The 11,688-nt window shown below is 61.1% G+C and carries 8 protein-coding genes; 3 read left to right on the top strand and 5 right to left on the bottom strand.

The genetic code is table 11. The features are described from left to right. Position 1: 1 nt before the first annotated feature. The 4 genes from EN850_RS29455 to tagH form a co-directional block, all read right to left on the bottom strand. Positions 2–775: a PP2C family serine/threonine-protein phosphatase gene (locus EN850_RS29455; protein WP_135880699.1), complete on the bottom strand. Its 774-nt coding sequence runs from the start codon at positions 773–775 to the stop codon at positions 2–4. Between the two features lie 159 nt (positions 776–934). Then, the gene (tssM, locus tag EN850_RS29450) at positions 935–4,483 is read right to left on the bottom strand and encodes a type VI secretion system membrane subunit TssM (protein ID WP_135917253.1); all 3,549 of its coding nucleotides are present in this window, start codon (positions 4,481–4,483) and stop codon (positions 935–937) included. Positions 4,484–4,505: 22 nt separating this feature from the next. Beyond that, a complete protein-coding gene (tssL, locus tag EN850_RS29445; RefSeq protein ID WP_135880697.1) occupies positions 4,506–5,993 on the bottom strand; it encodes a type VI secretion system protein TssL, long form in 1,488 nt (495 codons plus the stop codon). Positions 5,994–6,292: 299 nt separating this feature from the next. Further along, entirely contained in the window at positions 6,293–7,345 is a 1,053-nt protein-coding gene (gene tagH / locus EN850_RS29440; protein WP_135917252.1) for a type VI secretion system-associated FHA domain protein TagH, read from the bottom strand. Between the two features lie 249 nt (positions 7,346–7,594). On the opposite strand from tagH, the gene tssI reads away from it, so the two are divergent. From tssI to EN850_RS29425, 3 genes are read left to right on the top strand one after another with little or no spacing between them, the layout of a single operon-like run. Beyond that, positions 7,595–9,919 (top strand): type VI secretion system tip protein TssI/VgrG, encoded by a 2,325-nt coding sequence (gene tssI / locus EN850_RS29435; protein ID WP_135917251.1) that lies wholly within the window; start codon positions 7,595–7,597, stop codon positions 9,917–9,919. A gap of 11 nt (positions 9,920–9,930) precedes the next feature. After that, a complete protein-coding gene (locus EN850_RS29430; RefSeq protein ID WP_135907062.1) occupies positions 9,931–10,356 on the top strand; it encodes a DUF6484 domain-containing protein in 426 nt (141 codons plus the stop codon). Further along, a complete protein-coding gene (locus EN850_RS29425) occupies positions 10,356–10,697 on the top strand; it encodes a hypothetical protein (protein ID WP_135880693.1) in 342 nt (113 codons plus the stop codon). The genes EN850_RS29430 and EN850_RS29425 overlap by 1 nt, the downstream gene beginning before the upstream one ends. Before the next feature lie 34 nt (positions 10,698–10,731). On the opposite strand, the gene EN850_RS29420 is transcribed toward EN850_RS29425, so the two are convergent. Further along, a complete protein-coding gene (locus EN850_RS29420; protein ID WP_135917250.1) occupies positions 10,732–11,682 on the bottom strand; it encodes a hypothetical protein in 951 nt (316 codons plus the stop codon). Between the last annotated feature and the right edge of the window lie 6 nt (positions 11,683–11,688).

Raw genomic sequence — 11,688 nt, 5'->3', positions numbered from 1 at the left:
CTCAGCCCTCCGCTCTGGACAGATCAGGGTGGAGCGATTGTCCATTGCGCCCGGTTCCGATCTTCACCAGTACAATGGTCACATTGTCCGTTCCGCCCCGCGTCAGCACCGTTTGCAAGAGATTTTCGCAGGCCGCCTGAGGCGTTGCCGACACCACCGCGGCCTCGATCTCCGCATCTGTGACATGTGCCGTCAGCCCATCGGTGGCCAGCACGAAAATGTCCCCCGGCATCAGTTCGCCCTGCTGGAAATCGATGACGAAGTCGTCGCTGACGCCGACCGCATGCGTGATGACATTGCGGCGCGGCCAGGTCAGCGCCTCGGCCGCGCTGATCATGCCTCGATCCAATAGTTCCTGCACTTCGGTGTGGTCTTTCGAAATCTGCGAGATCGCGGCGTTGCGGATCAGATAGACCCGGCTGTCGCCAGCCCACAGGCAGGCAAACCGTCCGTCCATCGCCAACAGGGCGGCGACCGTGGAGCCGATGGTGATGCCGCGCGATTCCGATATGCCGCGGATCTCGGCATTGGCCCGGCTCAGTCTGTCCTCGAAGCGCGCCCGCAGGTCCGGAGCGGAGCTTGCGATGCCGATCGTGGCCAGGTGGTCGACAATGCTGGCCGAGGCGACTTCTCCGGCCTCATGCCCGCCCATTCCGTCGGCCACCACCCAAAGCCCGGTTCGTGGCTCGAGCAGGTAGTTGTCCTCATTGTGCTCGCGGACACAGCCTTTGTGGCTCACGCCGAAACTGTCAAAGGGAAGGGCGACATCGCTCACCTTGCCACCAAACGCTTCTCACGCGTCCTCTGCGGCCCAATCCCGGGCGCTCGCTCACGGCAGTCTGCCACAGGCTCGACCATTAAAGTATCGAAATTAAGGTCCGGGCGCCTGAGCCTCCCGAAGGGTGCTACCGCATTGAAAAGTTCGAAGCCCATCTCAAAACGCCTTCGGACAGCTGAATCCGGAAAGTGCCGGAAGCAGGAACGGGTTGGGGCCGGAGCCGGTCTGGATCGTATAGCTGACGTCGCGCCCGCCGATCACGAAGCGCGCTTGGACATTATTGTCGGTGCCGGTGATGGACGCCTTGTCCATGAGCCGCTTCAGCGCCCACGGCCCTTCGAACTTGATGGTGGATTCGCGGCCTGGCATCTCCGGCGTCAGCCTCAGGCTGGCGGAACCGGAAGCCGCGCCGCTGGGCCAGGTCACGATGCTCGGCGCGTTGCCCACCTGGTTGCTCTGGACGGTCTGGCCATCGACATCGAGCACCGCGGCATCAGCATCGCCATGCAGTGAGAACGGCGTGAAGGTGATGCTGATCGAGGGCGTCGAACCGCCTTGGGGAAAGAAGGCGCTGCGGATTTCGGCCGCCTGCTGGAAGATTTTCAGCGTCGATTTCGACAGGTCGCGCCCGAAGCGCACATCCTGTTTCCAGCTCCAGTCCTGGCCACTCATGTCGATCAGCGATGCGAGATTCTGCGCGAAGAACCGGTCCAGAAGCCCGCCCGGTGCGAACAGTTTCGCGAAATCCGCCATCGCCACATCCTCGGTGCCATCGCCGGCGAAAGGATAACGGCCGTTGACAGCCGCCTCGCAAGGAGCCGTGACCGCCCGGTCGAGCAGCTGGTTCAAATTCGCCACCGAAGTCTCGGCGACGTTGCCTTCGAATTCGTCCGCCGTCGCATTGACCATTCTGGCGAGTGGCTTGGGCAGGCGCGAGGAATTGGCACGAAGGGTGGCTATCTGCAGCTGCAGATTGGCGTTGACGCGATCCGTCTGCGACGGCACGTCGGTCGCCAGTTGCAGGCTCTTGTAGATGTCGCGGAAGTTCTGGGTCAAGGCATCGATCGGTCGGCGCCCGGCAGGACCGCTCACCAAGGCCTGGAACGATTGGAACTGCGCTTCAATGTTGCCCCCGGGGCTCTGGTTTTGCGCCGCCGCAGATCCCGTGCCGGCACGGCTTTGCGATTTTCCGGTAGCTATTTGTATGCCGATCCGAGCCAGACCCCTGGCCATCGACGGGCCTTGAACCGTGCCGGCTTCAACCCCGGTGGCTGGCTCCTTGCCAGAAGCAGCGCCCCGCGTAAGGGCAGTTTCGGCGGCGATCGCTGTAAACAGCTGTTCGATCGGCGAGGTTGGCGATGCGACGGCGGAAAGCGCGATATAGTGCGGCTTGTCCTTCAGCATCGCTTTGAATTTCAACCCATCGAGAACGCTGTTCCACGCGGTTGCGAACTCCTTGCCATAGCGATCGAGGAGCTGGGGGCCGAGCTTCAGCAACTCCTGATCGATGCCGCCCTGTTCGCCGCCGCCGCCAAGCACCCACTGGTCGTCGACGAGCATCTGCGCAATGCGCGAGAGCTGTCCGAGATAAAAACGGTTGAAGCCGGCATAGGTATAGAGGCCGGGAACACGAAGGCCTGACAGGTCGCCGCCATCGACACGCTCGAATACCAGCGGCGTTTCCGGTCCGCCCTTCGCTGAAACGGAGAAATCATCCAGCGCCGCCGCGTATACGGCAGACCTGATCAGCGCGGAGGCACGGTCGGCAAGGCTCATCCGCCCAAGCGAGCGTTGAGCCGCCTCGACGAGTGGTTGGTTGAGTTGGAAAACCGGATCATAGGCGTCGTCCAGCGCAAGCATGGCGCGCAAGTGCTTTTCAAGTTGCTCGCGTCCTGCGCGGTTGTTTTCGCCTGGATACCGGTTCTGCTCCCAATCCTGCTTCATCCAGGAGACGATCAACGCGTCGTCGACCTTCGGCGCCTTGCCGCCCAGCATCAGATAGATTTTCAACGGCTCGTAGAGCGCGGCGGGATCGGCCATCTTGGCCTGGATCGTCCGCTCCGCCTGGATCAGCAGACGCGATCGGAACATTCGTTCCAGCGCTTGCCGGTAAGCCGTCCTGGATGCCGAAAGCAGTCTTTCCCGTTGGCTGAGGCCGAACGTTTCCTCGATCGGTGTCGGCACGTCGCCGGTTTCGAACCCGGCCGGCAGATCGCGCAACTGGTCGAGTGGGCCAATGACGTTTTCGAGGTCGACATCGTTGACCTCGGTGCTCTTGAGCAGCGCGTCCGCCGTTGTGCGATACTGGCCCATGGCCTGCTTGGTGGAGGCGATCAGCGACCCGTTGGCGATGAAGCTTAGGGCCAGGATGCCGAGGGCCACCGCGGCGATCAACGCGATAGCGCCAAGCCCGGCAAATCTGGCGATCGCCGCCCGCCTTGCCGCCGATTTGTCGTACGAGACCCATCCGGATTCGGCAAAAATGACGCCTGTCAGCAGATCATGCAAAAAGAAGCTCTTGCCGCTTCCGGAAAGATGGGCGCTGGAATTGTTGCCGAAGTTGCGGCTGATCGCGCCCAGCACCTGATCGATGGGCGTTCCCTCCTGCGTGCCTGACGAAAAATAGAGTCCCCGCAGGCTGGCATTCACCTGGCTGCGGCCCGGATCGAGCAGGCCGGCGATAAAACTCGCAATTCGGCCCTTCAGCGCACCGAACTGTGCCGGAAAGCCAAAGACGGATATGCGCGCGACCGGGTCAGCCTCTTCTTGAAGTCGGTCGGGCATCTCCTCGACCAGGCGTCTCGCCAGCGCATCGAATTCGGCCGGGGCCTCCGCGGCCATGTTCTTCGTGCGATCGCTGGTCTGGAATGTCGCGCCCCAGACCTTGCGCCGGCGCGTCTCGTCGAAACCGCCGAAATAGTCCATGAACCCGACAACAAGATCGGCCTTGGTGAAAACCAGATACACCGGAAACTGGATTTTCAGCGTCTCGTGGATTTCGCGCAGACGGCTGCGTATCTCGACGACGTGAGCGTCAAGCTGCCGGTCGTCGAGGCCGATGAGATCGGCAAGGCTGATCGCCAGGATGACGCCGTTTATCGGTTGCCGTGTGCGGCATTTCTTGAGCAGCGACAGGAAGGCGAGCCAGCTCTTGCTGTCGCTCTGGGCATTGGACTCCTGCGTCGTGTAGCGTCCGGCGGTGTCGATCAGCACGGCCTGGTCGGTGAACCACCAGTCGCAGGCGCGCGTGCCGCCAACGCCGGCGACCGGCTGGGCATCACCCGAAACGGCCAGCGGGAAATTCAGGCCGGAATTGACCAATGCCGTTGTCTTGCCTGCGCCGGGCGGGCCGATGATGATGTACCAGGGGACCTCATAGAGGAAATTGCGCTTGCCGCTCGACCGTTTAAGCGCGGCGATCGCCTCGTTCATGCGCGCCTCGAGTACTTGCGAGTCGTCATCCCTGCCGTCGTTGCGGGCAACGGCGATCTCCAGCGCCTTTTGCGCCTTGCGCATCCGCCAGAAACGCAATCCATAGAAGAGCGCCACGGCCGCCACGATCACACCGATGATTGCCGCGCGCAACCAGACAGGTCCGAGGGGGCGGCTATCGGCGAAGCGGATCAAAGGTCCCGCAAACCACACCGCCGCCGCAAATCCGGCCAGCGCGATCATGCTGAATATCCACAGCAGCCAACGCTTCATCGGCGCTTCCAAACGGCCGTGCTCACAATGTTTCCTCCTTGGCGATCATCACATCGACACGGCGGTTAGCGGCGCGGCCTTCCGGCGTTGCATTGTCGGCGATCGGCTCGTCCTCGCCCTTGCCGTCGACGGTCAGTCGCGAGGGATCGCTGAACTTCGGCGCCATCATCGTTTCGACAGCCTTCGCCCGAGCCACGGAAAGGTCGAAGTTGGACTTGAACGGGCTCGATTTTCGCGGCTTCACATTGTCGGTGTGGCCGACGATCCTGATCGGTCCGCGCTCGGGTTCCAGGGCGGCAGCGATATCAGCGGCTATGGGCTGGAACTCTGGTTTCGCATCGGCCTTGCCGGACTGGAACAACAGGAGATTGTTAATTTCCACCACGATGAAGTCGCCCTTGGTGTCCACGGTCAGCCCGCCGGCTCCGACTTCCTTGGCCAGCGCCGAGCGGATGCGATCGATCTGCGTGGTTGTGGCAGGAGGCGGGGTGACTTTCGCCGGCTCGGCTAACGGCGCCACGCTGGCCCGTTCGATGGCGATCGGCGTCGATGGGTTGAGCGCCAGCAATTCATCCGCGGCGGCGTCGCCTTCATTGGTGATGAAGACCCGCAACGCGAAGAATGCGGCAGTCAGCAGCGCTGATGCCGCTGCCGCAACGACCCAGAGCGGCAGGCGCGTCGACGACTGCGTCACCGTCGCCGACAGGCCCCGCCAATGGGGCGAGATGTCTTCGTCCGCGCGGGGCTTGAAATAGCGAAGCGTTTCGAAGACGTCGCGCCGAACACGTTCGAGATTGGTGTCCTCGCGTGTCAGACCGCGATACTGGCCCTCAAACCCCAGCGACAGGCAGACATGCATCAGTTCGAGCAGATCGTAATGTGCCTCCGGGCTGGCTAGGACTTTGTTCAGCGCTTCGAAGAAGCCCGTGCCGTTGGGCTCGACGTGGAAGAACTGCGTCAGCATACTGTGCTGCACCCAGGCGTCTTTTCGTGGCCAAGGCAGGTTGCCGATGAGGTCGTCGGCTGTTTCGCACAGGACAAATTTCGCGATCCGCGCATCCTCTTCCGCGACCCCGGATTTCTCCATCGTTCGGTCGAACTTGTCTATCGCTTCGGCGACATGCTCCGCCAATGGCTCCGCTTGTCTCTCGACCGGGACAAGCCTGAGCTGGCCCAACAGCATCAGCAACGGTGCGGCCGCGGCAAGGATCGGGTTTGCCGCGGAATATCTGACACTTTCGGTGATATTGAGTAGGGTCTCCTGCCGCAGGGCCGGCGCCGGCGCCGCCGCAAGAGGAGTTCCCTGATACATCACGGTCCCGGATGTCCAGCCCGGCGGTGTCTGCCGGCCGACGCCGGGATCGAACACTGTCGAGTCCCTGATCTGCGAGGGTTGGCCGCCATCCGCGACAGGCTCCTGGGGGACCGGCGCCGGCTTTCGCTCGCGTCGTGGCGTGGCGCGAATGACGGTCTTGCCGGCCGGGCCGAAAGGATCGTCTTTCGAGCTCATGGCCAATCGTCCGTCCGCGCCTGACGCCCGCGCTCTTGCCGGCCAGGCGCAAAGCTTCTCGCGGTCAGGCAAAGCAAAGGCAGGCCCTGCAGGGCAGGGCTCTGTCTTAAGGAAAGTTGGCTATATTTTGCTATCCCGCCGTAAGATGACATTGTCGCAGACACCCAGGTCGACCAGCCTTACCCGTTTGGCGAATTGTCGTAAGCGATCGTAATCTCGGAAACTCTCGATTGGAACCGGATGCCACGCACCGAAGAGTTGTCTTCGTTGGCTGCAGCGCCACGGCTCCCCTGAAACGCCTATTTCTGCTTGTCGGCTTTTGCATAGGCTTCGCTGAAATAGGCCAGGAATATGTCCAGCATGCCGTTCTCGTGTGCTTCCTCCATGGTTCGCCAGGTCGTGACAAAAGCGTCCCATGCCTGGCTCTTCTTCGACGAGAACGATGTCGGCGGAAGCTTTCGTCCGATCGCTTCCGGAGACAGGTCGTCAAGCAGCCGCGACAGCGCGGCCTGCATGGCGGCATAGGTGGCGAATTCGTGGGTCTTGAGATCGCGGAATGCATCTTCGATGCTGCGCCTGGCATCGAGATAGCCGGCCCGGCGCCGTGCGAACATGATTTCGAGGATGTCGTCGGTTCCCGGAACGAACTTCAGGGGGTTGTTGTCGGCGGCACTGATCATCGTTCGCTGTGTGCTCTTGGCCAGCATCTTCGCCGCCGCGCGTGCCTTCAGCAGCAATGTCAGTTCCTCGACCACCGTTCGCAGCACCGCACCGATTTCGGCGGCAACTTCATGCGGGTCGCGCGATTGCAGCAATTCCGGCGAAATGCCGGCTCCGATGGCGATTTCCCTCAGCACTTCATCCCTGGTCGAGGGCAGGGGCGGTTGCGACGGGAACGTCGACGCCGCAACGCGCTGCCCGGACTGTTGCTCCGAGGGATCGAAAAACGGCCCATCTCCGAATTCCAGCGAGCGGCCTGCAGCGACCGGCATTTCGCGCTGCGTCGAACCGTGGCTGGGGTGACCGGTCGCAGCGCGCTCCTCATCGATCGACACAAAGACGACATAGCGGCCGATGAGCATCCGGTCGCCATTGGCCAGCCGCTGCGGGCTGGTCATGCGCTGGTTTGATCCGTTGATGTAGGTTCCGTTGCGCGAGACGTCGTGCAGCCAGAACGCGCCTCCCTCGTAGCGGACCTCGCAATGCCGGCCGGAGATGAACTTGTCGGGGTCCGACAAGGTCCAGTCGCAAGCATCGCGTCCGATCTCGAAGCTGCGATCCCGCGCCGCGTAGCCGGCCGAGATGCCCGCAGGCAAGGCGTCGACATTGTTGATTTGCAGACTGATGTACATCCAGGATCGCCGCCGAACACTGACCGATACTCCACATTCTAGCAGTTTGCACATACAACAGGACAGCAGCGTTTCGAGGCGATGCATCGACAGGTTAAGGTTTTCCGCCGTGCGTCCTCTTTGGTCGGCAGGACAACATGTGGTAGGCTCAACACGGCCTGGTGCGGCGGGCTCTCAAAAGTTCCTGGGCAGATGACGGGAGCTTCAAATCCACCGCGCCGGCGGCCGCGTCCAGGAGGGGCTCGACCCATGCCGAACGAACGTGCCACGGTTGTGCAGACGCCGGTCGGCGCCGAACTGACCTTCACGCATCTTGTCGGCCGCGACGAGATTAGCCGTTGCTTTGCCTATACGGTTGGCTTCGTCAGTCCCAGCTCCGAGATCGATCCGCTGAAGATGCTGGGAGGCATGGTTTCGGTCGAAGGGGAATCCGATCCGGAACGCTGGTTCTGCGGCCTGGTGTCCGAGTTTCGCCTGACTCGCATCGAGGACCGGCTGGCCTACTATGAAGCGGTCGTCAGGCCGTGGCTCTGGTTCCTCGGCAACGTCACCGATTGCCGGATCTTTCAGAACATGACCGCTGTCGAGATCGTTGAAAAGATCTTCTCGAAATACGGCACGGCGAAATTCGAGAAGCGGCTGCAAGCGTCGTACCCCTCGCGCGAATACTGCGTGCAGTACGACGAGAGCGACCTGGATTTCGTGCAGCGCCTGCTCGAACACGAAGGCATCTTCTATTTCTTCGAGCATGACGAGGGCAAGCACACGCTCGTACTGTGCGATGCGATGAGCAAGCTGAAGCCGGCGCCGGGCTACGAGAAGATACCTTATAACTTTGAGGGACAGGGCTCGCGGCGCGACGTCGAATACATCACCGAATGGATTCCGGGCAGTTCGGTGCGGCCGGGGGCTTATGCCCATACCGACTATGATTTCCAGAAGCCTGGCGCCGATCTGATGGCGAAGTCCGCCCAGCCGTTCAGCCACAAGGAAGCCTCCGGCGAGAACTATCGCCAGCCTGGGGCGCATCTCGATGTCGGGCGCGGCGACACCCTGGCCGGCATCCGGCGCGAGGAACTCCAGGCCGTGCACCAGCGCATCACCGCGGTCGGAACCGTGCGCGGCCTCCATTCCGGCTGTACGTTCAAGCTGGAAAGCTTTCCGCGCGATGACCAGAACCAGGAGTATCTGGTTGTCAGCGCCGAATACAGGTTGTTCGATCCGGGCTACAGGACCCAGAACGAAGCCCACAGTGAGAATTACAAGATCGTGCTGGGTGTCGCGCCGACTGCCTTGCCGTATCGCGCGCCGCGGATCACGGCGCGGCCGATCATGCGCGGACCGCAGACGGCGACGGTGGTCGGCCCTTCAGGCGAGGAGATATTCACCGACAAATATGCCCGGGTGAAGGTGCAGTTCCACTGGGACCGCCTGGGCAAGAAGAACGAAAACAGTTCCTGCTTCGTGCGTGTCTCGCAGACCTGGGCCGGCAGCGGCTGGGGCTTCATCCAGATACCGCGCATCGGCCAGGAGGTGATCGTCGACTTCCTCGAAGGCGACCCTGACCTGCCGATCATCACCGGCAGGGTCTACAATGCCTCGCAGATGCCGCCCTACGGCTTGCCGGGCAATGCAACGCAGTCGGGGTGGAAATCCAACTCCTCGAAAGGCGGCGGTGGTTACAACGAGCTGATGTTCGAGGACAAGGCCGGCTCCGAACTGGTCAATTTCCAGGCGCAGAAAGACCACAACCTTCTGATCAAGCATGACCGCACCAAGCTGGTCCAGCACGACCAGTCGGACCGCATCGACCACGACGCCAAGCATTCTGTCGGCCACAACCTCGACGAGGATGTCGGCAACAACAAGACGGTCAAGGTCGGCGTCGACCAGACCACGAATATCGGCTCGAACGACACCGAGACGGTGGGCAAGAACCGCTCGCTGACAGTGGGTGCAAACGAGACGATAGGCATCGGTTCGAACTCTTCGGAGACGATCGGCTCCAACCACTCGCAGACGGTGGGGATTGTCCAGACGGTCACTGTTGGCGCTGCTCGCATCGACACGGTCGGGGCGTCTGAGACACGAAGCGTTGGCGGGCCGCAAGAGAATACAATCGGTTCGACACGGTCGGTCACGGTCGGCGCGGCGCAGAGCCATACGATCGGGGCCAGCGACAGCTGGAACATATCCGCCAGCCAGAGCATCGAGATCGGCGCGGACCAGGGCATAAAAATTGGCGGCGCCCAGATGGCCGAGATCACCAAAACCCGCAAGACAGAGATAGGCGTCGACGACAGCACACAGGTAGCGGGCGCACATGAGCTGAAGGTCGGAAAAAAGAGCCTGGTCCAGATCGCCGACGACTCGGCCTTCAACGTAGGCAAGAATTATACGCTCGAGGCGAAGGACTCGATCACGCTGAAGTGCGGAAGTGCGGAGATCATCATGAAGAAGGATGGGACGATCAACATCAAAGGCAAGGATATTTCCATTGATGCTTCCGGAAAGATCAGCGGCAAGGCATCCGGCGATATCCAATTCAAGGGCAGCAAGATCCACCAGAATTAGAGGGACGAAGCATGGCTGAAGTTCGTGATCGCATCGATGGTGTCGTAATCGGCATTTTCCTGGGATTTGACGACACATCGCCGCTGGTCGTCTTTCCTGGAAACCCTGTCGAGACAGCGATCGCCGCGCGAAGCCTGATCAAACTCGATGCCAGCATGATCGGCGCTGAAGTTGCGCTGCTCTTTCGGGAGGGTGATCCCTTGCAGCCGCTGATCGTGGGTAAACTCGTGGAGCCTTCGCGTCGGGCTCACGCGCAGCAGATCGTGCGTGACGGTGAATTGGTCCACATTGTCGGCAATGAGCGCATCGAACTGCGTTGCGGCAAGTCCGTAATCATCATGGAGAAGGATGGCCACATCACCATCCGGGGAACCTATGTCACCAGCCACGCCAGTGCGGCCAATCGAATCCGCGGCGGCTCCGTGAACCTGAACTGATGCCGGTGCCAATCCTCTACGAAATCGTGCGCCAGCATGTGGAACAGGCAGCCTTCCTGTGGACGGTATACCATTACCATTTGCTGCATCCTGATGAAAACCCGGACATGGATGATGAGCGCCTTGCGAGGTTGATAGAGCGCCTTGAAGCTTTTCTCGATGGAGCCAGGGTCGCGGGTGAGGCCGGCCGAAAGATTGCGCAACAGCGCTTCGAAGAGTTCCCGGAAGCGGGAGAACTGTTCGTGGTTCAGATGCTCTCCGCCCAAAAGCCGATCCGCATCATCGACCTTGATCTTGCCAAGGTGCAGCGCTTTATAGAAGTCAATTTGGGAAAGGCCTGAGGTGACCCTCGACAGGGTAACGTTCCGAGGCAGACTATTCCGATCTTTCGAGAAGTTCGGGAGGCACAGGCATGAGAGTCCAGCCCATGCCGTCGTGACGAGCCAAGCCTTCACGATCGAAATACCAGATGATGCCTTGCTTGACCTCGATGTTCTTCGGGCTGCGATACTCGGCGGGCAGGGGTAGGGTGTCCAACAGGGTCAGCTTGGTGTCGAATATGAAGATTGCTGTCTTACCCAACACATAGAGTTTCGAGCTGTCGAGGCGGATACGGAGGAACTTCTCGCGCAAACCTTCGACGGAGGCGTCCTCCATCGTGCCAGGTCCTGTTCCCGTAACAATGGTACCGCCGCCGCCCACGGCAACGAGACGCGATGCGTCCACAAAGACAAGATCATACAAGGACTGATTGTTTGGGAGTTCTGCCTGGCCCCATTCCCCATCGTTGTAGAAGTAGAGGCAACCTCGTGCGGCATGCTTGGGGCGGCTGTGGGTGTATCCGCAGACCGCCAGTTTGTTCGGGCTGATCGCGGCGATGCCCTCCAGGAAATTGTTTGCCATTCCATCGACGTCACGCTCGCAAATCCGGACCCATTCATCCTTCCTGGGTCTGAAATAGACTTGGGAACCGTCGCCGCAAACATAGAGGATGCCCGCCTTCTGGGTGATGCCAAGCGTCGAACCAAGATCCTCGGCATCCTCGCTGAGGACGCCGGCACCGGGGATCTTTTCGTAGTCCACGTCCTCGGTCAGAAAGTAGAGGTCGCCCTCGTTGGTTAGAGCGACGAACACATTCTCGTTGTCGCTCTCGAATGGGTAGGCGCAAACGGAAACGACTGTTCGAGGGATGTCGACATCCGCGACCTGTTGCTCCGTCGTGTCCTGAAACATGAGGAAGCGCGAATACGGATCCTCGTCGTCGAGTTCGGTTGGGACCGCGGCGATAAGATCTGGAGCAATGTAGCCCGACGCTCGTATCTTCATCTGCGT

The sequence above is a fragment of the Mesorhizobium sp. M8A.F.Ca.ET.207.01.1.1 genome, from assembly GCF_004794715.1.
Classification (GTDB): domain Bacteria; phylum Pseudomonadota; class Alphaproteobacteria; order Rhizobiales; family Rhizobiaceae; genus Mesorhizobium.
Note: the sequence above shows the minus strand (reverse complement) of the source record. Positions and strands in the feature narration are given on the sequence as shown.

Excerpts from the sequence above, each read along its gene's own strand:
- tssI (WP_135917251.1), top strand. The coding sequence starts at position 7,595 with ATGCCGAACGAACGTGCCACGGTTGTGCAGACGCCGGTCGGCGCCGAA.
- tagH (WP_135917252.1), bottom strand. The coding sequence starts at position 7,345 with ATGTACATCAGTCTGCAAATCAACAATGTCGACGCCTTGCCTGCGGGC.
- EN850_RS29430 (WP_135907062.1), top strand. The coding sequence starts at position 9,931 with ATGGCTGAAGTTCGTGATCGCATCGATGGTGTCGTAATCGGCATTTTC.
- EN850_RS29420 (WP_135917250.1), bottom strand. The coding sequence starts at position 11,682 with ATGAAGATACGAGCGTCGGGCTACATTGCTCCAGATCTTATCGCCGCG.
- tssL (WP_135880697.1), bottom strand. The coding sequence starts at position 5,993 with ATGAGCTCGAAAGACGATCCTTTCGGCCCGGCCGGCAAGACCGTCATT.
- EN850_RS29425 (WP_135880693.1), top strand. The coding sequence starts at position 10,356 with ATGCCGGTGCCAATCCTCTACGAAATCGTGCGCCAGCATGTGGAACAG.
- tssM (WP_135917253.1), bottom strand. The coding sequence starts at position 4,483 with ATGAAGCGTTGGCTGCTGTGGATATTCAGCATGATCGCGCTGGCCGGA.